20 protein-coding genes are annotated in these 22313 nt (G+C 60.6%); 6 read left to right on the top strand and 14 right to left on the bottom strand.

Annotated features, from left to right (window positions below; translation table 11 throughout):
• Both BR41_RS06210 and BR41_RS06215 read right to left on the bottom strand, forming a co-directional pair.
• Positions 1-2052, bottom strand: coding sequence for a methyl-accepting chemotaxis protein (locus BR41_RS06210; RefSeq protein ID WP_051710329.1), 2052 nt, complete (start codon positions 2050-2052; stop codon positions 1-3).
• Between the two features lie 119 nt (positions 2053-2171).
• Positions 2172-3287: an anhydro-N-acetylmuramic acid kinase gene (locus BR41_RS06215; protein WP_035054154.1), complete on the bottom strand. Its 1116-nt coding sequence runs from the start codon at positions 3285-3287 to the stop codon at positions 2172-2174.
• A gap of 112 nt (positions 3288-3399) precedes the next feature.
• Between BR41_RS06215 and tyrS the strand changes: the two genes are divergently transcribed.
• A complete protein-coding gene (tyrS, locus tag BR41_RS06220; RefSeq protein ID WP_051710332.1) occupies positions 3400-4638 on the top strand; it encodes a tyrosine--tRNA ligase in 1239 nt (412 codons plus the stop codon).
• 310 nt (positions 4639-4948) lie between these two features.
• Positions 4949-6259 (top strand): GAF domain-containing sensor histidine kinase, encoded by a 1311-nt coding sequence (locus tag BR41_RS06225; protein WP_211251677.1) that lies wholly within the window; start codon positions 4949-4951, stop codon positions 6257-6259.
• A 48-nt stretch (positions 6260-6307) separates the two neighbouring features.
• Here BR41_RS06225 and BR41_RS06230 read toward each other — a convergent pair whose 3' ends face one another.
• From BR41_RS06230 to BR41_RS06255, 6 genes are all read right to left on the bottom strand, one after another.
• The gene (locus BR41_RS06230) at positions 6308-6505 is read right to left on the bottom strand and encodes a Lar family restriction alleviation protein (RefSeq protein WP_035054158.1); all 198 of its coding nucleotides are present in this window, start codon (positions 6503-6505) and stop codon (positions 6308-6310) included.
• An 85-nt stretch (positions 6506-6590) separates the two neighbouring features.
• On the bottom strand, positions 6591-7055 hold the full coding sequence (locus tag BR41_RS06235; RefSeq protein WP_035054160.1) for a DUF2269 family protein: 465 nt from the start codon (positions 7053-7055) through the stop codon (positions 6591-6593).
• Positions 7056-7057: 2 nt separating this feature from the next.
• Complete coding sequence (locus tag BR41_RS06240) at positions 7058-8290, bottom strand: NAD(P)H-binding protein (RefSeq protein WP_035054162.1); 1233 nt, start codon at positions 8288-8290, stop codon at positions 7058-7060.
• A 3-nt stretch (positions 8291-8293) separates the two neighbouring features.
• On the bottom strand, positions 8294-8710 hold the full coding sequence (locus BR41_RS06245; protein ID WP_051710334.1) for a thiol-disulfide oxidoreductase DCC family protein: 417 nt from the start codon (positions 8708-8710) through the stop codon (positions 8294-8296).
• A gap of 126 nt (positions 8711-8836) precedes the next feature.
• Positions 8837-9214, bottom strand: a complete 378-nt coding sequence (locus BR41_RS06250) for a thiol-disulfide oxidoreductase DCC family protein (protein ID WP_051710336.1) — start codon at positions 9212-9214, stop codon at positions 8837-8839.
• A gap of 107 nt (positions 9215-9321) precedes the next feature.
• Positions 9322-9849 (bottom strand): GbsR/MarR family transcriptional regulator, encoded by a 528-nt coding sequence (locus BR41_RS06255; RefSeq protein ID WP_035054165.1) that lies wholly within the window; start codon positions 9847-9849, stop codon positions 9322-9324.
• 259 nt (positions 9850-10108) lie between these two features.
• On the opposite strand from BR41_RS06255, the gene BR41_RS06260 reads away from it, so the two are divergent.
• Positions 10109-11035, top strand: a complete 927-nt coding sequence (locus BR41_RS06260) for a lipase family alpha/beta hydrolase (protein ID WP_211251678.1) — start codon at positions 10109-10111, stop codon at positions 11033-11035.
• A complete protein-coding gene (locus BR41_RS06265; RefSeq protein ID WP_035054170.1) occupies positions 11035-11997 on the top strand; it encodes a lipase secretion chaperone in 963 nt (320 codons plus the stop codon). The genes BR41_RS06260 and BR41_RS06265 overlap by 1 nt, the downstream gene beginning before the upstream one ends.
• Positions 11998-12632: 635 nt before the next feature.
• Here the strand turns inward: BR41_RS06265 and BR41_RS22740 are convergent.
• From BR41_RS22740 to BR41_RS06295, 6 genes are all read right to left on the bottom strand, one after another.
• On the bottom strand, positions 12633-13388 hold the full coding sequence (locus BR41_RS22740) for a tetratricopeptide repeat protein (protein ID WP_051710338.1): 756 nt from the start codon (positions 13386-13388) through the stop codon (positions 12633-12635).
• Positions 13389-13461: 73 nt separating this feature from the next.
• Entirely contained in the window at positions 13462-16263 is a 2802-nt protein-coding gene (locus BR41_RS06275; protein ID WP_156970575.1) for a bifunctional 2',3'-cyclic-nucleotide 2'-phosphodiesterase/3'-nucleotidase, read from the bottom strand.
• Positions 16264-16557: 294 nt separating this feature from the next.
• Positions 16558-17418, bottom strand: a complete 861-nt coding sequence (locus tag BR41_RS06280; RefSeq protein ID WP_035054173.1) for a substrate-binding periplasmic protein — start codon at positions 17416-17418, stop codon at positions 16558-16560.
• Positions 17419-17476: 58 nt separating this feature from the next.
• Entirely contained in the window at positions 17477-18370 is an 894-nt protein-coding gene (locus BR41_RS06285) for a histone deacetylase family protein (RefSeq protein WP_035054175.1), read from the bottom strand.
• 181 nt (positions 18371-18551) lie between these two features.
• Positions 18552-19259: a lipoprotein-releasing ABC transporter ATP-binding protein LolD gene (gene lolD, locus BR41_RS06290; RefSeq protein WP_211251679.1), complete on the bottom strand. Its 708-nt coding sequence runs from the start codon at positions 19257-19259 to the stop codon at positions 18552-18554.
• 7 nt (positions 19260-19266) lie between these two features.
• Complete coding sequence (locus BR41_RS06295; RefSeq protein WP_035054177.1) at positions 19267-20502, bottom strand: lipoprotein-releasing ABC transporter permease subunit; 1236 nt, start codon at positions 20500-20502, stop codon at positions 19267-19269.
• 190 nt (positions 20503-20692) lie between these two features.
• On the opposite strand from BR41_RS06295, the gene BR41_RS06300 reads away from it, so the two are divergent.
• On the top strand, positions 20693-21898 hold the full coding sequence (locus BR41_RS06300) for a class I SAM-dependent methyltransferase (protein WP_035054179.1): 1206 nt from the start codon (positions 20693-20695) through the stop codon (positions 21896-21898).
• 15 nt (positions 21899-21913) lie between these two features.
• The gene (locus BR41_RS06305; RefSeq protein ID WP_051710341.1) at positions 21914-22270 is read left to right on the top strand and encodes a c-type cytochrome; all 357 of its coding nucleotides are present in this window, start codon (positions 21914-21916) and stop codon (positions 22268-22270) included.
• The last annotated feature ends 43 nt before the right edge of the window (positions 22271-22313 follow it).

Raw genomic sequence — 22313 nt, forward strand, 5'->3', positions numbered from 1 at the left:
TCAGCCGGTAAAGTGTGCCAGCTTTTCGTGCAAGGCCCGCGCCTGGTCGCGCAGCTCACGTGCCGCGCCGCTGTTGGCTTGGGCAATGGCCGAGTTTTGCTCGGCACTTTGCGCTACCGCCTCTACGCCTTGCGCCAGCTGGGTGCTGGCCGCCGATTGCTCGCGCGTGGCTTCGGCAATGTCATGCAGTACGGCAGATACCTGATCTGTCTGGGAGTGGATGCGATCCAGTGCTTCGCCGGTCTCTTCGACCGACTTCACGCCGATGCGCATATGATCCGCCACCTGATTGATCTCGCCGGCCACCTGTTGCGTATCGTTGACGATGCCGCCCACCAGCTGACTGATTTGCAGCGTGGATGCCCCGGTGCGCTCGGCCAGCTTGCGCACTTCGTCGGCTACCACTGCAAAGCCGCGGCCTTGCTCGCCAGCACGGGCGGCCTCGATGGCGGCGTTCAGCGCCAGCAGATTGGTCTGATCGGCGATTTCCTTGATCACGCCGACAATGCTGGAAATCTCGTTGGAACGCTCGCCCAGCCGTGTGATCTGGTCCGATGCGTCTTGCGAGGCCACCGCGATGCGCTGCATTTCGCTCACCGTGCGGGCCATCATCTGCTTGCCTTCCTCGGCCGAATGCAATGCGGCTTGGCCTGTGCTGGCGGCCTGATTGGCGTTCTCGGCAATGTGGCCGATGCTGACGGTAATTTGCTCGATGGTCGCCGCCATGCCTGCCGCGGATTCGCTTTGGCGCATGCTGGCGCTCGCGACTTGCTCCACGGCGCTGCCCAGCCCGCTCGCCGTGCCATCGACCGCGTTGGCGGTATGGCGGATTTCGCCAATCAGCGATTGCAGCGATTTGGCCGCATGGTTGAAGTGCAGCGTGAGCCGATCGATTTCGTTACGGCTCGTTTCCTTGGCATCGATATTGATCCGTGCCGCCAGATCACCGCCGCCGAAACGGTCCAGCGCATGAACGACCTGCTGCAGCGGCTTGAGCCGCAGGCGCAGGGCGGCGAACAACAGAATCAGGATCAACGCCGCGAAGATCACGCTGGCAATGATCAACTTGGTGCGCAATGCCACGCTCGCTTCGGTGAATTCTGACAGGAAGCTGCCGGATGCGACGACCCAGCCCCAGTCCGGCACGCTGGCATACGCCACGATCTTGGGTGCTAGCGCGCCGCCATTGGCCGGGTCTTCCAGCTCGTATTCGATCGTGCCTTCCTTGGTCTCGATCATGTGTTTGATGGCATCCAGCGCCGAGCCCTTTACCGCATCCGCTGCAAATTTGCCTTCGTTTTTCGGGTGCACGACGAATTTGCCGACCTTGTCGTTATCCGGCGCTACGACATATACATAGCCAGTCTTGCCGACCTTGATGCCCTTTACCATGGTCCGCAATGCATCCAGTTCCTTGGATAGATCGACGCGCACCGAGTACGCCCCGGCGATATTGCCCTTGGTGTCCTTGATCAAGCTCAGTCGTGTCAGGTAGTAGCGATCATTGCGGTACACCAGACCGGTATACGGCTTCCCCTGGCTCAGGGCGATCTGCACCGGGTCATCCTCCTTGAAACCCAGGCCCAGCATCGATTTGCCGTCCTTGTCCTTCAACAGCGTGTTGGTCCGCACGAACTTGCCGGATGCCGTCTTGGAAATCACGGCAGCCTCGCCACCGGTTTGCTTCTTGAATTTCTCCAGTACCTCGATGTTGCCGTTGAGCACCAAGTCGCCCGCCTTCACCACATAAGCATCCGGCGCATCTCCGGTTGCGACGGTGTCCGTCTGGACCACGATTTCACCGGGCAAGGTGGATTTGAATAGATCGTTCAGTCCTTCAGAGCGAATGAGTACGTTCTGGTAAGCCAGCTCCAGGCTGTTGTTGACGAGTTGTACTTGTTGCTTGAGTGTCTGTTCGGCGTCGTCTCGAGCGACCTTGTTGACGCTGACGCTGGTCAGAACGATCAGCGCCGCGAAGACGGCCATACAGACCAGGGCAGACATGAGCACGATCTGTTCGACGATCGGGCGGTGGCGGAGTGACACAGGCATAGAAGTACTCCGGAAATCGGTAGCAGTGATTTGGGTATAACGGGGGGGTAGTGGAGCGTCAGTAAGATATTGCTTACATGATGGAGGAACGGTAGGTGTGGCGGTATTGGATATTCAATTCAGCGTGGCCAGATTGCTCCCAGAATGCGCGGCCCACGGGCGCCGGTAACCGCCGGCAGGTTGCCCGGCTTGGCAGTCAGGCAACGCTCGGCCAGCCAGGCAAAGGCATACGCCTCGACCCAATCCGGATCGACGCCCAATTCCTCTGTGTTGGCGACGCGAATACCGGGCAAGCCGTAGGTAATACGCGTGACCAGCACCGGGTTATAAGCGCCGCCGCCGCAGATGAAGACCTCGTTCACGCCGGGCGAATGGCGACGGATCGCCGCGACGATGCTGTCCGCCGTCAGCGCGGTCAGCGTGGCTTGCACGTCTTCCGGCGCATCGTTGCGGCCGGCGAGTTGCGCATCAAGCCAGCGCGCGTCGAAGAGGTCGCGGCCGGTGCTCTTGGGGGCAGGCAGACTGAAGTAGGGCTCCGCCAGCAACCATTCCAGCAGATCATCGATGACGGTGCCGCTGGCCGCCCAACTGCCAGCAGCATCGAAGCGCTCGCCCCGATGTTGCTGAATCCACGCATCGATCAACACGTTGCCGGGGCCGGTATCGAAGCCGGTCACCTGACCTGCAGGCTCGGCTGTTTGCGGCGGCAGATCGGTCAGATTGGCAATGCCGCCAATGTTGACGATAACTCGATGCTTGGTGGGGTCGCCAAAAATCGCTTGATGAAACGCCGGTACCAACGGCGCGCCTTGCCCGCCCGCCGAGATATCCCGGCTGCGGAAGTCACCCACCACGGTAATGCCGGTCAGTTCGGCGAGGCGAGCGTGATTGCCCAGCTGCACAGTAAAGCCCAGCTCCGGCCGGTGCCGCACCGTCTGCCCGTGGTTGCCGATGGCGATGATGTCCGCCGGTCGCACACTGGCTTTGCCCAGCAGCGCCGCAACGGCATCGGCGTAGACGTCGGAGAGCTTGTTGGCTGCCAGCTGCGCCAGATGCAACTCGTTGTCGCTCGGCGCTTGCAGCCGCATCAGCGCGGCACGCAGCTCGTCCGGCAGCGGATGTCCGTGCGCGGCAACCAGGCGCGGGCGAGGGGATGAGAAATCCAGCAGCGTCGCGTCAACGCCGTCAAGGCTGGTGCCGGTCATCAGACCGATAAAATAACGTGGTGTGCTCATGGCGTGTAAGTTAAGCCGTTTCTAATGGTCGCCGTCAATCCTTGCCGGGCGTGAGTGCAGCCTTTCCGGTAAAATCGCGCCTTTATTGCCGCAGCCCAAGACGACTCAAATCATGGCCGACCAGGAAAAACAACCTTTGCATCCGGATACCGCCGCCGCCCTCGCCATCATCAAGCGTGGCGTGGAAGAGCTGATTCCGGAAGACGAACTGATCAAAAAGCTGGAAAAGAGCCGCACCAGCGGCGTACCGCTGAAGATCAAGGCCGGCTTTGATCCGACCGCGCCAGACCTGCACCTGGGTCACACCGTCTTGATCAACAAGATGCGCCAGCTGCAAGACCTTGGCCATACCGCGCAATTCCTGATCGGCGACTTCACCGGCCGCATCGGCGACCCCACCGGCAAGAACACCACCCGCCCACCGCTGACCGAAGAAGACGTCAAGCGCAACGCCGAAACCTACGAACGCCAAGTGTTCAAGATTCTGGATCGTGACAAGACCCAGGTGCTGTTCAACAGCAAATGGCTCAACGATCTGGGCGCAGCCGGCATGCTGAAGCTCGCATCGTCGATCACCGTGGCCCGCATGCTGGAACGCGATGATTTCTCCAAGCGCTTCGCCAGCCAGCAACCCATCGCCGTGCACGAATTCATGTACCCGCTGCTGCAAGGCTATGACTCGGTGGCAATGCAATGCGATATGGAGCTCGGCGGCACCGATCAAAAGTTCAACCTGCTGATGGGCCGCATGCTGCAGCAACAACACGGCCAGGCCCCGCAAGTGGTATTGATGATGCCGCTGCTGGAAGGCCTGGACGGCGTCAACAAGATGAGCAAGTCGCTTGGCAACTACATCGGCATCGATGAACCGGCCAACGAGATTTTTGGCAAGATCATGAGCGTGAGCGACACGTTGATGTGGCGCTATTTCGAACTGCTGTCGTTCCGGCCGATCGCCGAAATCGAACAGTTCAAAGCCGATATCGACGGCGGCCGTAATCCCCGCGATATCAAGGTGCTGCTGGCGCAGGAAATCGTCGCCCGCTTCCACAGCCAAGCCGCTGCCGAAGCGGCACTGCTCGATTTCGAAACCCGCTTCCAGAAAAACGCGATCCCGGATGAAATGCCGGAGTTCACGCTAGCGGCAGAAGGCGATGGCATCGTGATCACGCAAGTGCTGAAGGAAACCCAGCTTTCGCCTTCCACCTCGCAAGCCATGCGGGATATTCAAGCCGGCGCCGTCAAGCTCAATGGTGAGAAGGTTGCGGATAAAGGCCTCGTGGTTGCCAAGGCGGAAACCGTGGTACTGCAAGTGGGTAAGCGCAAGTTCGCACGCGTGACCATCGCCTGATCGGCCCGTGTAATCCCCTCAAAAAAGCCTTGCGATTGCAAGGCTTTTTGCTTTTTGGCCGTTCGCGCTTGACCACCGCCGCGTAGCCCGGACAGCTTGCCGGCCGGGGTCGGTTCACATCTTGATGCCCGATTTCTGTCTGCTCCGGTGCGATTATCGGCTGGGCCTAATCTGAGCCAGGCATCCCATCCATCAACTGGTCGCAAACATGTTGACTCGACCCCGCACAGACCTATACCCGTAATTGAGCCAATGACTGAGGACGGGCGGTGCCATGACCTACCAGGCGCATGTTGTTCCCGAGAGTTTTTTGAATAAGTGGCAAAACACCACCAACGTGATGGCCGACATTTTCGAGGTGCCGGCCGGTTTGATCATGCGTGTCATGCCGGAAGAGATCGAGGTGCTGGTCTCGGCGCACAAGGAAGGCAACCCCTACGAAGCCACCGAGAAAGCCAGGCTCAACACGGGTTTGTATTGTGAAACGGTGATGGCCAGCCGCGCCATGTTGCACGTGCCAAATGCCTTGCAGGATGAACATTGGAAAACCAATCCCGATGTTGCCCTGAACATGATCTCCTACCTTGGGGTGCCGCTGTTGTGGCCGGATGAGGAGGTGTTCGGCACCATCTGCGTGCTGGATAACAAGACCCGCCAATTTCACACGAAATACGTCGAGCTCCTGTGGGAAATCAAGAAGTCGATCGAGAACGATTTCAAGGTCATCGAACAGCAAGCGCGTCTGCTTGCCAGCAACGAGGAACTGATCGAGGCGATTGCCCGGCAGAAACGCGATGCCGACCAGCTGCAGAGAGCCAATGAGCAACTGAACCTGGCTTTGGCATCCGTCACCCAAATGCAGGCCGAATTGCTGCGCGCCGAAAAAAATGCCGCGCTGGGTGCGCTGGTCGCGGGGGTAGCCCACGAGCTCAGCACCCCGATCGGCAACTGCCTGATGACAGCCAGTACGCTGCAGCATCTGTCACAGAAAATCTCCGGCGATGTGGATCAAGGCATCACCCGCAGCCACATGCACACCTTCGTCCAGACTGTGCAGGATGGCATGGAGCTGCTGATGCGCAACCTCGGCCGCGCCGGGAAGCTGGTGGGCAGCTTCAAACAAATCGCGGTGGACCCGTCCAGCATGCCGCGGAGCCGCTTCAATCTGCGCGTTACCGTCGACACGGTATGCGCGATCGCGGAGATCCGCAGCAGCGGTTACCAAGTCCTGAATCTCATTCCGAGCGATATCGAGATGGATAGCTACGCCAGCGCATTCGGTGATGTGCTCTCCGAACTGCTCGACAACGCGTTGCGCCACGCCTTTGCGGGACGCGAGCAAGGCGCGGTCACGATTTCTGCCCAAAGACTGGACGATGGTCGCGTGCAGCTGAGCGTGCGCGACGATGGCAATGGCATTGCCCCGGAAGATATCGGGCGTGTTTTCGACCCGTTCTTCACCACCAGGCTGGGGCAGGGCGGCAGCGGACTTGGCTTGCATACCGCCTACAACCTGGTCACCTGCGTGTTGCACGGGACGGTCGCGGTAGAGAGCACGCCAGGGGCGGGCACATGTTTCACCCTGACCATGCCGCAATTGGGGTCTGCGCGCTTGCAGTAAAACCCCGCCGCCATCACACGTTGTGTAATACCGGCACCGCCAATACCCTCAATTCATCGCATTCCACAACGCAACCGCTTCCTTCTTGCTCCCTGCCTGCTGGCTGATCGCATTGCAATTGCCGTTGCGGCCGAACTTGCTGCACTGCACCCAGAACCGGCTGGAGCCAGAGCGGCCGTGTTCGCCCGGTGCGCCGCATTTTTTGCAGGGCTTCAGCTTGACTGGGGTTTGGGGCGCATCGCTCATGGGTCTTCCTTTTTCATCCTTCCGATCAAGCGGGGGATTGTACCGAATGCGGCCCTTCGCACCAGAATCCCCATCAGATCGGCAGTCAGAAGGGCTTGGCGACCATCAGCCAGTACACCACCAGTAGGCCGCCAAAAGCAGGGAAGCCGAGCACGGTCCACCAGCGTTCGAATTGCCAATAGCGCGTCGGCAGGGCGTTGTTATCGGCCGCGGCGGCTTGGGCCATATCGCGCATGCGCAATTGCAACCACACCACCGGCAGCCAGCACAGGCCGGCCACGGTGTAGAGCAGCAAGGTCAGCCCGACCCAGTTCCAGCCAACCGTCCAACCGGCCTGATGCAACATCCACATGCCCGACAGCGGCTGGAAAATCACTGCCGGGGTAGTGAACCACCAATCCGCGCGAGCTACCCAGCGCGTGACCACGGCAATGGCCTGAACGTTTTTGCTGCGGTTGGTGAAGAACATGTAAAACGCCGTGCCAAAGCCGGTGCCGAACATGAAGGTGGCGGAGAGGATGTGCAGGGTTTTGATGATCAGGTAGTCCATGTTTATTTCTCCTCCAAAGTAATCAGGGCCAATAGCGCTGCCAGCAATCCGGCATTCTTGGTGAGCGGCCCGAAGGGGTGGATCACAAATTCCGGCAGGCAGATCGCAACGATCACGGTGTAGCAGGCAATCAATGCGAGCTGCGCTTGCCAGAGCCGCTTGCCGGGGCGGAGCAACGTCAAGATGCCGAATGTTGCATCCAGCAAGGCCGCGCCGATACGGGCCGGCTCGAACAGCAGCGGTGGCAGATGGCACGTGGCCAGCAATTGGTGGCTGGCGGCAACCGGATAAACCCACAACGAGACGATGGCGGTGGCGAACCAGACGAACGCCAAGCCGCCACGTAGCCATCCGCGAGCAAATGCTTGGCGGGTTTGCAGCCGCATCAGCAGCCCGACGAAATCGGCGGGTGTGCGTAGCGGTTTGCCGATGCGAGCCGCGAAATCAGCGCCACTGCCGACGTTGCCAACGGCAAGCATGGTCAGGCTGTCGCGGGTGAGCAGGGCCGCTGGCCAACGCTCGGCGAGCCAAGCGGCGCCGTGACACAACACATTGGGCATGCGCAGGCAGGGCAGTTGCTCGCGTCCTGCCAAGGCCGCGAGGTAGTGGGTGAAGGGCAGGGCTTGGGGGCCGGTGGCGTCGAAGCTGCGGTTCTCTGCCGAGGCGTCGGACAATAGCGCCACGACGCCAGCAGCGAAATCATCGACGTGGATCGGCTGCACATCGCCGCATTCGGCCGGCAACGCAAGCAAAGGCAGGCGGGCGAGGGTGGCGAACAAGCGGCTACTTGCTCCGTCATCGCCATACACCAAGGACGGGCGGACGATGGTCCAGGCCACGCCGGATTCTTGAAGTACCGCTTCGCCAGCCGCTTTGCTGCGCCAGTAGCGGGTTGGCGCATCGCTGGCCGCGCCGAGCGCCGAGATCAGCAGTACGCGACGAACGCCGGCTTGGCGGCAAGCTGCATACAAGGCGCGGGGTGCGTCGAGATGGATGGCATCAAACGAGGCGTGCGCTGTTTCGCGGAACAGGCCAACGCAGTTCATCACCACATTGATATTCGCCAAGCGCGGCAGCCAGACTGCGGCATTGTGATCGCGCATGAAGTCGATGCCGATTTGGTTGGCATGTACCGGGTGGCGTACGGCTTCGACGATGGTATGGCCTGCCGCCGCCAGCGCTGCACTGATATGTCGTCCCAAAAAGCCGTCTGCGCCAAGTATCAGGATACGCATGGCTTATTCCCGCTCCGTGCTGCTTTCTGTTGGGCGTTCCCACTTCCGCACGCTGCAGCTGCCAGGGCAGTCGATATGCAGCTTGCTGCTGATCCGATAACGGTTGTTGGCGACACAGGCATAGCCCGCCATCCACAGCGCCCGCAGCGGCTTGATGCGTAGCGGCCATGCCAGCCAGCCAAGGCCGGCACTGCAGAAGACTGCGTGCACGGCATCCACGCCGGTGAGCCATTGCGCATCGTCGGTGTACACGTGCAGCGTTTCCATCAGGTGTTCGCGGTGCTGGCCGATGCTGGCAGGTTCGAACGTAGCGTCAGCAGCGTCGATCAGGGTCAAACGGGTGGGGCCGGCGCGGCGGTACAGAGCTGCCATGCTGTGGCTGCAGAGCGGGCAACTGCCGTCGTAATAAGCGGTAAGCATGATGTTCTCCTTTGAACCACTCACAAAACCCTGCTGGCTGCGTTGTACTCACTTGCCGTACGTTTTGTACTGGCTGCGTTTCGTACGTCTTGCCAGCACCGCTTCGCTGGGTTTTGTGAGCGGTCCTTAATCTTGATGTTGCGGGGTGCAGGTGCCGCTATCGCAGTTCGTCGCACGGCTGGCGCGGCGGCGGGCGAAATGGGCATAGGCGCTATCCAGCAAACCACGCAGACCGGGCAATTCGGTGAGGGTGATCAGCGGGCCAAGGCCGAGGGTGCGGTAGATCGCCCGCATGGCATCCAGGCCGAGATGCAGCTGGCCGTCATCGCCATACACGTGCAATTTCGCGTTGAGTTCAGCCAACGTTTTGCCGGTGGGTGCCGGGTCGAAACCGGTCGCGCTGATATCGACGAACATAACGTGTTGCTTGCGATTGAGCCGTTTCATGACGGCGATTTCGCGGTTGCAGATGGGGCAGGAACCATCGTGATAGACCGTGAGCATATTGTGTTCCCCTTGTTCGATATTTCTGTAAATAGAGAAATTATTGAGTCTTGAAAAGCCCGCATTCAGCGGGCTTCGCCACGGCATCGTTGATCAATTAATTCTGGTCAATCCTCGCCGCGTCCCAGCATCTTCTGCACCTTGGCGCCCAGTTTGAGGATTTTCATCAGCGTTTCCGGCGGCAGCCGCTCCATCTCGTTGATCCAGGCGGTGAGCGTTTCCATGAATTCGAGCACGTCCTGCATGCGCTTGAGGGCAGCCTTATCGCCAGCTTCGCCTTCCTCGGCGATGCATTCGCGCAAGATGGTCAGTGTCGGGTCGAATTCGCGCCGTTTGCGTTCATCGACGATGGTGCGGAACAGCGCCCAGACATCCTTGCTGGTATCGAAGTGATCGCGCCGGTCGCCCAGCACATGCACCACTTTGACGAGGCCCCAGCTCTGTAGCTCTTTCAAGCTGTTGCTGACGTTGGAGCGAGCGACGACCAGCGTCTCGGCGATGTCTTCGGCATTGAGCGGGGCATCGGCAATGAAGAGCAGCGCGTGGATTTGCGCCACCGTGCGGTTCACGCCCCAGCGGGTGCCCATTTCGCCCCAGTGGAGGATGAATTTCTGCTTGACCGCGGTGAGTTCCATTTTCGATTTTGTCTTTTGTTTCTGTTAAGACAGAAATTAGAGAATGCAGCGAAAAAATGCAAGCAGAATTTCATTGCACGCTCATCGGGCACCGAGATCAGGTCTTTCATCGATGGCGAAATTTTAAATAGGAACAACGGTTTATCCCGGTCTAGAACTCACATGCATTTGACATGAAGCCGTTACAAACCCCGGTATTGCGATGCCATTCACCGGGTGGCGGTTTTATCTTTTCGACTTGTTTTGAGGAGAAATCTGCATGCGTATGTTCACCCGTTTCATGCTGTTGCTGGCGCTCATTGTCCCGATCTGGCCAGCTCAGGCCACAGACACTTACACCCAGACCCGTTATCCCATCGTGTTGGTCCACGGCATCTTTGGCTACAACCAATTGTTTGGCGTCGACTATTTCTACCGCGTACCGGAAGAACTGCGCCGCAGTGGTGCCCAGGTCTATGTGGCGCAGGTTTCCGCGACCAACAGCAACGAGGCGCGTGGCGAAGAGCTGCTGGTGCAGGTGCAGCAAATCCTGGCGCTGACGGGCGCGAAGAAGGTCAACCTGATCGGCCACAGCCAAGGCTCGCCGACCAGTCGCTACGTGGCGTCGGTACGACCTGATCTGGTGGCCTCGGTGACGAGTGTCGGCGGTGTGAACGCGGGCTCCAAATTGGCCGATGTCGTGCGCGGCGTAGCTCCTCCCGGCAGCGTTTCCGAGAGCGTTGCCAGCAAGGTGACCGATGCCTTGGTGGCATTGATCAATCTAGGCTCGGGCGGCAGCGGCTTGCCACAAGACAACCTCGCCGCGCTCGATGCGCTGACGACGGTCGGCACGGCGGCGTTCAACGCCAAATACCCGGAAGGCATGCCAACGGCCACATGCGGCCAAGGGCCAGCCCAGGTCAACGGTGTGCGCTATTTCTCCTGGAGCGGGGCGCAGTCGTTCACCAACTTTTTTGACCCGAGTGATGCCCTGTTCGGCATCACCGCGTTGGCCTTCAATGGCGAACCCAATGATGGCGCGATCAGCAGCTGCGCCAGCCACCTTGGGATCGTGATCCGCGATAACTACCGGATGAACCATCTGGATGAAGTGAACCAGTTCCTGGGCCTGACCGACCCGTTTGAAGTCAACCCGGTGACGATGTACCGGCAGCATGCCAACCGGTTGCAGCAGGCTGGCCTGTAATGAAAAGCCGCGTGCTTGCCCTGGCGCCGGCCGCGCTGCTGGCGGGCCTTGCGGTCTGGTGGTCCGCTGGCGGCGACAAGCCGCCAGCGACTGTCCGGGCGGTTATCCCTGAAACCGCGACCGCGCCGCGCTATGTGGAGCCGGCGATGGATGGTCAACTGGCGCTGGATGGCTACCAGCAATTGATCGTCAACGCCGGGCTCAAGGCGCGTTTCGATGCGCTGCTCGCCCTCAAGACGCCACCTGATCTGGCATGGCTGACCGAGCAACTAGAGCATGAGCTCACCGCCGCTCATTTGCCGGCAGGGGCGCGGCAACGGGCGCTGGCGCTGTTTGCCAGTTATCTCGCGTATACGAAGGAGCTGGCTGCCTTGCCGGCCAGCGGCAGCAGTGCCAAACCTGACCTGACCCAGTTGCGCGACCGCTTCAATGCCCGCGAGGCATTGCGCCAGCGCTTCTTCAACGCCAGCGACCGCGATGGTTTGTTTGGTGACGAGGTGCGGGATGATCAGCAGGCTTTGGCGCGGCTGGAAATCATCGGTGATCAAAGCCTAAGTCTTGCTGAGCGCCAGCAGCGATTGGCCAAGATGGAAGCCGCCTTGCCACCCGAAGTCCGCGCTGAACGTGCCGCATCGTTGGCCCATATCACCATGGCCGAAAAAAGCGCCGCGCTTCGCGCCCAAGGCGGCAGTGAGGATGATGTCTACCGGCAACGCGCCAGCGATTACGGCACGGCAGCAGCCGACCGCTTAGCCGCGCTGGATCGGCAGACGGATGATTGGCAGCGTCGTTTATCGGCATATAGCGGTGAAGTCAGTCGCATCAATGGGGATGGCAGCTTGTCTGCGGATGATCGTCAGGCTGCGATCAAGGCGCTGCAGGATAAGCAGTTCAATGCACAGGAGCAGCGGCGATTGGCGGGGGCGTTGGAGTTGATGCGGATCAAGGCTGCGGCGAAGTGAGGCTATGCTGTTGGCAAATCAAATGATCCGTTCCCTCTCCCGCTTGCGGGAGAGGGCTAGGGTGAGGGTGCATGAAAAGGAAGCTGCACGTGGCACAGCCCTCACCCCCGGCCCCTCTCCCATAAATGGGAGAGGGGAGAAAAGCCCACCGCCGCAGATAGCACCCGGCTACATTGTCGGCGCATCAATGATCCATTCCCTCTCCCGCTTGCGGGAGAGGGTTAGGGAGAGGGTGCATGAAAAGGAAGTTGCACGTGGCGCAGCCCTCACCCCCGGCCCCTCTCCCATAAATGGGAGAGGGGAGAAAAGCCCACCGCTGCAGATAGCACCCGGCTACATTGTTGGCGCATCAATGATCCATTCCCTCTCTCGCTTGCGGGAGAGGGTTAGGGAGAGGGGGCATGAAAAGGAAGTTGCACGTGGCGCAGCCCCCGGCCCCTCTCCCACTTTCCCAGAACAAGGCTACAAGCCTTGCACGGGATGTGAGAGGGGAGAAAAGCCCACACCCGTAGCCCGGACGGCTTTGCCGGCCGGGAAGCGATGCTTGAAAGAACTACTTCGATTGGGATTTCTCGCTCATTTCACCAACCCCGGCCGGCGAAGCCGTCCGGGCTACATCTGTGCGAACCATCCACTCAAAACAACTTGATAAACCCCGTGTGATTTTCTTTGCAGGTGGCGATATGGCCGGCCATATTGCGCAGTCCTTGCGCCCGTACCGTATCTACTTCCAAACCCATCTCGCCATTGTCCAATGCCATCGCCAGCTCTTGCAGCGCGGGCGCGTATTGCCAGTTAGCGGCGGCCTGGTAGTAGTGCAGGGCGCGTTGTTCGTCCTTGGGCTTGCCGTTGTCGCCGTAGCGATACCAGTTGCCGAGAGTGAACAGCGCCACACGCTCGTGCTTGTCGGCGGCGGTTTCGACCAGCTGCCGGCCGCGTGCCACATCCTTGGGGCCGCCTTCACCGTTGATCAGCATCTGGCCGAGCCGGAATTGCGCCTGCGGCATGGCGGGCAGCGCCGCGAACCAGTGCCGGGCCTGGGCCAGATCCTGTGTGCGGCCTTCGCCTTTGAGGTAGGTCATGCCCAGCTCAAAGCGGGCTTGTTCGTCGCCGGCTTGGGCGGCTTGTTCGTACCAGTCTGCGGCTTGTTGCATGCCGGTTGAATCGCCGCCGGCCTTGGCATGCTCGGCCATTATGCGGGCGGCCAACGGGTGGCCGTAGCGGGCGAGGTGTTCCAGTTCGCTGCTATTGGCGGGGTTGGCGCGCAGGCTGAGCTGCATCACCTGAAAATCGGGGACGGCCAGTGCTTGCTTGCGTTGTTGCTGCTGCCAGGCTGCCGTGCCGGAAAACAGCAGGGCCAGGAGCAGGCCGCTGCCGATGATCCATTTCATTTGCATAATCGATCCCTACAAAATGCCAAAAGGAGCAACCGTGTGCACGGTTGCTCCCCTCAGCGGCTGCTGATTACATGCCCAGATCGATGCGGAAGATCTCGGCGGTGCCGTCAGCCTTGGGGGCAAACTGGAACACGTTGTTGATCTTGTCCTGACGGGCCACTGCAACGGCTGCAGCATCCAGCGAGGATTCGAACAGCACGTTGCCGGCCGTCTTCACCTTGCTGAAGCGCCAGTTCTGCACCGCGCCCTGGTTGGCCAGGGTCAGCGTTTTCTGCGCCTTGATGTAGTTCACGATGATGTCGCGGTTGGCATCGCCGCCGCTGATGATGGTCTTGCTGCCGTCCAGCCCGGCAAAGCCGCCGCCACCGCTGGCGCGGTAGTTGTTGGTCGCGACGATCACTTGCTGCGTCGGCGAAACCGGCTGGCCGTTGATGGCGAGATTGACGATGCGGCTACCCTGCGGCTTGGTCACGTCGATCTCATACGTCACGCCATCGATCTGGTCGAAGTTGTACGACGGGAAGGTGCTGTTGATCAGGTACTGATCCGTCGTCTTGGTCGGGTCGATCTGATTGAACTGCGCAGCCGCCTGTTCCAGCCACAGCTTGAGCGCCGCGCCGTCGATCTTCACCGCCTCCAGCGTGTTGGGGTAGAGGTAGAGATCGGCCACGTTCTTGATCGCCACATCACCCGGCAGGATGTCGGTAAAGCCGGTGCCACGGAAATTCACCTTGAACGGCGCAGCAGCCGACAAGACCGGCAGATTGGCGTATTGCGGCAGGTTGGCCTTGATATAGGTGGTCACGTAATCGGTCTGCGCCAGATTGATCAGGTGCATCGCCGAGGTCGGGCCGACCTGGCTGAAGAACGAGCTGATGCGGTATTCGGTCTTGCCCACGCCGCCGGTCACGTACTTGATCGTGCCTTGGTGTTCCTTATCCACCAGCTTGCCGATTTCCGGCTTGGCAGCGACCGCGACGGTTTGCGTGCCGACCTTGTTGTTGATGTATTGCAGCACGCCTTGTGAATCGGCCACTTTCCAGGCCTTGCCGTCGTAGGCGAGGTTGAGCTTGAGCACGCCCAGCGCCTTGCCCCAGAAACCGGCCATCACGGTCGGCACGCCGTTGACGAGGCCCTTCTTGTTATCGACGTTCTTGATGCCGGCGTAATTCACGCCATCCGGGAAGTAGCTGTGCGAGTGGCCGGAGACGATGGCATCCACGCCCGGCACTTGCGAGATGTAATACACCGCGTTTTCCATATCCGGCGTGTAGGGCGCATCCGAAATGCCGCCGTGCGACAGCGCGACCACGATGTCGGCACCGGCCTTGCGGATTTCCGGCACGTATTTTTCAGCCGCTTCCTTCACGCCGATGGCGAAGACCTTGCCATCCAGATTGCGTTTGTCCCAGTTCATGATCGGCGGCGGGGTAAAGCCGATCACGCCGACTTTCAGCGGCACGCGCTTGCCGTCGGTGGTGGTGAAGGTGCGGTTGAGGATGACATACGGCGCGAACAGCGGGCGTTTGTCGGCAGCGTTGAACACGTTGGCGAGCACCAGCGGGAATTTCGGGCCTTCGCAGCCTTTGCCAGCTTCGGTGCCCGGCACGCGCATGCTGGCCCCGGTGACTTGGGCCAGGAAGGGCAGACCGTAGTTGAATTCATGGTTGCCGACGTTGCCCACGTCGTAGTGCATGAAGTTCATCGCCTTGTGGATCGCCAGCGGCGTGTTGCAGCTCACCGGGTTGACCAGTGCCTGGTAATCCGAGAGCGAGGTGCCTTGAATGGTGTCGCCATCGTCGACCAGCAAGCTGTTCGGGTTGTCCTGACGGGCCTTGTCGATCAAGGTGGCGGTGCGCTCGAACCCCAGCGTGGTGTCGTCGACCGTCTTGTAATAGTCGTAGCTCTTCACGTTGGTGTGTAGATCGGTGGTTTGCAGGATGGCCAGATTGATCTGGCTGCCGGCCACGGCCGATGCCACGTTGGCGGGCGGTTTCGGGGCGGCGGTGTGCTGGTTCACCGTGCTGGCAAGCTTGTCGGTGCCGAGTTGCTGTACGGCCTGGCTCAGCTTGTCTTGCAGTTTTTCGTTGAAATTGGCGGCTTGGTACAAGGCCCCGTTGAGGTTGCTGTTGGCCAGCGTGCCGGTGGCAAAGTCGCTGGACAGCTGCTTGGCCAGCAGCAGCGCCGGGCGTTGGCCCTTGAGCGCAGCTTTCACGTCGTCGGCGGATGAAGCATCCGGCGTGTTGGCTTCCACGCCATCTGCGGCCAGCTTGGCGAGCGCGGTGAGCTTCAGGGCATAGCGGCCACCTTCGTCGTCATCCAGCGTGCCGGCAGCGGTTTGGCTGCCGACGATCTGCGGCGCGGAAACAATGCTTTTCAGTTCCGGCGCGAACTGGGCGCGGACTTCTTCGTTGGCCTGGTTGACGTCGGCTGCACCTGCGGTTGCCAGCTTGCCGCCCTTGAGTGTGAGCAAGCGGTTGTAGGCAACTTCAGTCAGCGTGGTGACGCCAATCGAGGCGGACAACGTGTTGACCACGGCATGCAGTGACTCGCCGGCCGGCAGGTCGACGTCGGTATTGAGGCCCTCATCGAAATACTTCGCGCCCGCCTTGCCATCGACTTCAACCAGGAACGGGCCTTGCAGCGTCTGCAGGCCGTTCTTCAACTCAAAGCTGACCACGCCCTGCGCGTTGGTGGCACCAGTGGCAAGCACCTTGCCGTCCAGGCTCTTGAGCACCACATCGGCACCGGTGATCAGGCCCAGCGAAGGTTGAACCGTTGAAGAACTGGTGCTGTCCGTCGAATTGCAGGCCACCAGCGTGAGTGCCAGGGCGCCGCACGCAGCACCCGCCAGAGAAATCAAACGCATGTTCATCTCCCAACCCGAAGCGGGCTTGTTTTGACTGTGAAAGTCGGGAGACTACGGGTGTTTATTTACGATTAAATTACATTTATAACTAATAAATCTTCGTTGTATGAAATAAATATGTAATTAAATATTGAATGCAAGCATATAAAAAGCGGAGGGCATCCTCCGCTTTACATGTGTGCACTGGAGCACTCATAGGGTGGGTTGAGCCGTATAGGCCGGGTCGTTTGACCCGTGCGGGGCAATGCGCGATTGCACACTGAATTTGCGGGTTACGCCTTGGGCTAACCCGTGCTACGGGGTCTTGCCTTCCGCCTCCGGCTGATACCAAAGCTCGGGCCGGTTCAGCGGTGCGCTCAACGGCAACCAGGCGTTTTCCAGCTTGATGTGGCGGCGTTCGCTCAGCCGCATGCGGCGCAGCAAGGCGTCGAAGTGCTGGTGAAACAGCCGTTGCAAGCTGCCGTCCGCCACGGCGGCTTCCAGGCCGCGGGTCAGGTCCGCCGCCAGTTGCGGGTGCTTGCGGCTGACGAAGAAGTAGAAGGCGGTCGGGTACTCGATGACGATGTGGCGATCCATGGTCAGGCCCATTTCGCTGTGGCTGGCCAGCTCGTCGGAAATCTCGATCACCGAACGCGGGAAGTAATCAAACCGCCCGGCGGACAACTGCTGGAAAAGCGCTTCGTAGCTGCTGGTGGTATCCACCTTGAGCCCGCTATCGCGCAGAATGCGGGTGTCTGGCCAGTCGTGCATCTGGCCGGCGGTAAATGGCTTGAGATCGAAGCGGGTCGCCACATTGGCGAACAGATCTGCGCGGGAGGCTTGCAACAGCGCGATGCGCCAGCCGATCAGCCCGCGATCGATCGGGATCAGGACCGGCAGCAATGTTTTTTCGCGTTCCACATCGGTCATGGTCCACACGATGTCGACCGAGCCGCTGTTATCCGCGATCTCCTGAATCACCCGGCTTTGCACCATCACCAGTTTGGATTGCTGCAGCGTGTACGGCTTGCCGGATTTTTCCACCGCCAGCTTCAGCACGGCGAGCATGTAATCGAGCTGCGGGTCGTGTTGCGCTTGATGGCGCGGATAGATGATCGTTTCGCCACAGGCCACGGTCATCATTGCCCAGCAACACCATGCCACCCACCATTTCATCGCGTGCTCCTCTGCCCCCAATGTTTTGGTCTAGCTGGGTGGAGGGGTCTTGGCAAGTTCAGCGAGAGAAGCGGTTCACCGCCAGCTGAATGGTCATGGCCTGGATCGCCACGGTGTCGCTGATCGGCGTGGCATAGCCGCCGCCCATCGTGAGCGCGACCGGCACACCGAAACGGGCGCAGGCATCGAGCACCAGCGCATCGCGGCGGGCGAGGCCATCCTTGCTGAGCGCGAGTTTGCCCAGGCGGTCGCCGGCATAGCAATCCGCGCCGGCGAGGTAGATCACGAGGTCAGGGTGGGCGAGGGTGAACAATTGCGGCAGCGTGCCGGCGAGCGTAGCCAGATAGTCGGCATCGCCGGTGCCGTCATCCAGTTCGATATCCCAGTCGCTGGTCTCTTTCTGGAACGGGAAATTGTTCAGGCCATGCATGGAAAAGGTGAATAGCGCCAGCCTATCTGCGAGCGTGGCGGCGGTGCCGTTGCCTTGGTGTACGTCCAGATCGATCACCAATGCGCGTTGGATTGCGCCTTCGGCCAGCAAGACCTTGAGCGCGACGGCGCTGTCGTTGAACACGCAAAAGCCGCTGCCACGATCGGCATAGGCGTGATGCGTGCCACCAGCGAGGGTCGCGCCGCAGCCCTCAAGCAGCGCAGTCCGGCAGGCAGCGAGCGTTGCACCGACGGAGTAGCGCGAGCGGGTGACGAGTTCGGCGCTCCACGGTAGCCCAATGGCGCGTTCTTCGGCTTTGCTGAGTGTGCCGGTGGCGAGTTTGTGCAGGTAGTCCGGCGTGTGGGCGGCGCTCAGTTCGGCATCGCTGGCGGCCGGGGCTTCGAGGATCAATGGGGCGGCGAAGGCGTGTACGGCCTCGTAGAGCAGGCGGTACTTGATCATCGGGAAGCGATGACCGTCCGGCAGGGGTAGGGGGTGCTGGTCGGTACGGTAGATTTTCATGCCGATGCCCGGTACTCCTTGTCGATGCACAGTTCCCCCCTTCTCGAAGGGGGCTAGGGGGGATTTCGACGGCATCTCAAGTTGCAATGGCGCAGAAATCCCCCTCGGTCCCCCTTCAAAAAGGGGGAGGCCAAAAGCTGCAGCGCCTTGAACAGGCGGTTAAGAAACTTTAAACAGCTTATCAAGTCGCCTGCACCACCGGCGCTTCCACAAACTGCCCATCCGACAAATGCAGCGTGCGCTGGCATTTGGCCGCTAACTCGATATCGTGCGTGACGATGACAAAGCTCACGCCGAATTCGCGATTCAATTCCAGCATCAGCGCGAACACCGATTCGGCTGTGTGCCGATCCAGATTGCCGGTCGGCTCGTCGGCCAGCACGCAGGCCGGTTTGGTGACCAAGGCGCGGGCGATGGCGGCGCGTTGGCGCTCGCCGCCCGACAACTCGCCCGGCTTGTGTTCCAGCCGGTGCCCCAGGCCAACGCGCTCCAGCATGGCGGCGGCGATCTGGTACGCCTCAGCCTTGGGCATGCGGCGGATCAACAGCGGCATGGCGACGTTTTCCACCGCCGTGAATTCGGGCAGCAGGTGGTGAAACTGATAAACGAAGCCGAGCTTTTCATTGCGCAGCTGCCCGCGTGCGGTTTCCGACAAGGCGAATGGATTCACATCGCCGATGCGTACGCTGCCAGCGCTGGGGGCATCGAGCGCGCCCAGCAAATGCAGTAGCGTTGATTTGCCGGAGCCGGATGAGCCGACGACAGCGACGGTTTCGCCTTCATGCAGCGAGAAGTTGATGCCCGTGAGCACGGGCGTTTCCAGCTTGCCGGCCTTGTAGGTCTTGGCAAGGCCGGTGGCGTGCAGGATGGCGGGTTTGGAGGTATTCATCGCGTCATTACTCATAGCGCAGTGCCTCGGCCGGGTTGACGCGGCTGGCGCGCCAGCTCGGGTAAAGCGTGGCGGCGAGCGATAGCAGCAGCGAAATCACCGCAATCGACGTCACGTCGCTGGTCTGCACGCGCGAGGGCAGTTCGGTGATCAGATAGACATCCGGCGAGAGGATTTGCGTGCCGAGCACGCGCTCGATGAAGGGCACGATGCTGCCGATATTGAGCGCCACCAACACGCCGCCCACCACGCCAGTACCCGCGCCGATAAAGCCGGACAGCGCGCCTTGCACCACGAAAATCTTCATGATCGAGCCGGGCGATGCGCCCAGCGTGCGCAGGATGGCGATGTCGGCCTGTTTGTCCGTCACCAGCATCACCAAGGTGGAGACGAGGTTGAAGGCGGCTACTGCCACGATCAGGGTCAGGATGATGAACATCATCCGCTTCTCGATTTCCACGGCGCGGAAGTAGGTCGGGTTCTCTGCTGACCAATCGGAAACCAGCATGTCCGGCATGGTGCGGTTGATTTCGCGCGCGGTCTGGCGGGCGTTGAACAGGTCATCCAGCCGCAAGCGCAGGCCGGAAACCGCCTCGCCGGTGCGGAACAGCTTTTGTGCATCGTTGATCTGGATGAGCGCGAGGCCCGCGTCGTAGGGGTAGTAGTCGGCGCGGAAGATGCCCACGATGGTGAACTGGCGGAAGCGCGGAATCAGTCCGGCCGGCGTGACCTGGCCTTGCGGCGTGATCAACGTGATCTTGTCGCCCTGGCGCACGCCGAGTTCTGCTGCCAGTTGCCAACCAATCACGGTGCCGAATTCGCCCGGCCGCAGATCGGAAAGCTGGCCCGCCGCCATGTGTTGCGCGACATCGCTCACGGTGGGTTCAAGCGCCGGGTCGATGCCCCGCATCAGCACGCCCTTGACCTGGCTGCCGTTGGCCAGCAAGCCCTGCCCATAGACATACGGTGCAGCGGCTTTTACATGTGGGTTCTGGGCGGCGGTTTTCGCGGTCGCGCGCCAATCGGTCAGCGTATTGTCCGCGCCGGTGATCTGCACATGCGCGGCCATGCCGAGGATGCGGTTGCGCACTTCCTCCTGAAACCCGTTCATCACCGACAGCACGATGATAAGTGCCGCCACCCCCAGCGCGATGCCGGCGATGGAAACCAGCGAGATAAACGAGATGAAGCCGTTGCGGCGTTTGGCGCGCGTATAGCGCAAGCCGATGAGCAGTTCGTACATGGTCGGCCGAGCAGGAAAACAGGCCGCGAGTTTAGCACGCGGCGATTACTGCACCGCAGCGAATGGCGCGGCCGGCTGCAAAAGTGTTTGTAGGAATACGCTGACGCATCTGACGGAAACTATCTGACTTTAGTCAGTCTAAAAGAGAGCTATTGTCATCAATTCGTACGCTTCGTGAGTGGAGGACACCATGTTCTGGAGCCAACGATTCGAGCAGTTCGTGGCAACACTAAGCCAGGGCAGCAGCCTGCCGCTGGCCTTGCATCTCTGGAACGGCGAGCGCTACGCTTTTTCGCCAGAGCCGACCGTCACGCTGACCCTGCCATCCCAATCTTCCCTGATGTATTTCTGGCAGCCCAGCTTGCACAAGTTGGGGGAAGCCTATGTGGAAGGGCATCTCCATATCGACGGCCCACCGCATGACATCTTCAAGGTGGGGGTGGAGCTGGCCAGCCGCTTTCTCAAGCCGACCAAGCGCTTGCGCCAGCTGCGCCCGGCTTTGCGCCACCGCCGTGAGCAGGATGCCGAGGCGATCCGCTATCACTACGATGTTTCCAACGCGTTTTACCGGCTCTGGCTCGACCGCAATATGGTGTATTCATGCGCCTATTTCGAAGACGGCGAAGAAACACTGGATGAGGCACAGGAAAAGAAGCTGGATCACATCCTGCGCAAGATCCAGCTCAAGCCGGGCGAAACGCTGCTGGATATCGGCTGCGGCTGGGGCGCGTTGATCCTGCGGGCCGCGCGGGATTACGGCGCCAAGGCAACCGGCATTACGCTGTCCGAACAGCAGTTCGAGCTGACACAACAGCGCATTCACGCTGCCGGCCTGCAGCATCGCTGCAAGGTGCTGCTGTGCGATTACCGCGATATGGAAGGCCGTTTCGACAAGATCACCAGCGTGGGCATGTTCGAACACGTGGGCCTGAAAAACCTGCCGGCGTATTTCGGCAAGATCCATTCGCTGCTGAAAGAGGGTGGATTGGTACTCAATCACGGCATCACCTCCAGCGATCTCGACGGCGGCGATACGCCCTACGGCAGTGCGGATTTCATTGATCGTTACGTTTTCCCGCACGGTGAATTGCCGCATGTGAGCCTGGCAATGCGCGAGATGGCCGGGGCCGGGCTGGAAGTGGTCGATGCCGAATCGCTGCGCCGTCATTACGCCAAAACATTGACGATCTGGGCTGAGCGTTTCGAGGCGAACGCCGATCAGGTGCGCGCGATTGCCGGAGAAAAACGCTACCGGATCTGGCGTCTATATTTAGCGGGGTGCGCATGGGCGTTTCGCAATGATTGGGTTTCGATCTACCAGCTGCTGGGCTGCAAGGCCGGCGGCCCGGAGCAGAACCCGTTGCCGATGTCGCGAGGTTATCAATACGAGAGCTGACACAAGAGGATTGCCATGACGCGCCGGACTGCCCAATTCAAGGCCCTATCCAAGATCGTGTTGTCCTGTGCGTTGGTGGTGCCATTGTCACTGGCCCATGCCGAAACCCCCGAGCAAAGCGGGGCGCGTGTTTTCCTGGCGAATTGCGCCGCTTGCCACAAAGCGCCGGGTGTTGATGGCTCGCCGTTATTGGGCGATGCCACGGCATGGAAAGACCGCATGGCCGGCGGGCGCGACGCGCTCTACACCAGTGCCATCAAGGGTTTTACCGGCTATTACGTGATGCCGGCCAAGGGTGGGAATGCGGCGCTGAGCGATGCCGAGGTGAAGGCGGCGGTGGATTACCTCCTCAACAATTCCGGCGTGCACTGAGCATTCGGCGGTGCCGGTGTTTTCAAAGACCGCGAGGCGGCAC

Source organism: Andreprevotia chitinilytica DSM 18519 (assembly GCF_000711875.1).
Lineage (GTDB): Bacteria > Pseudomonadota > Gammaproteobacteria > Burkholderiales > Chitinibacteraceae > Andreprevotia > Andreprevotia chitinilytica.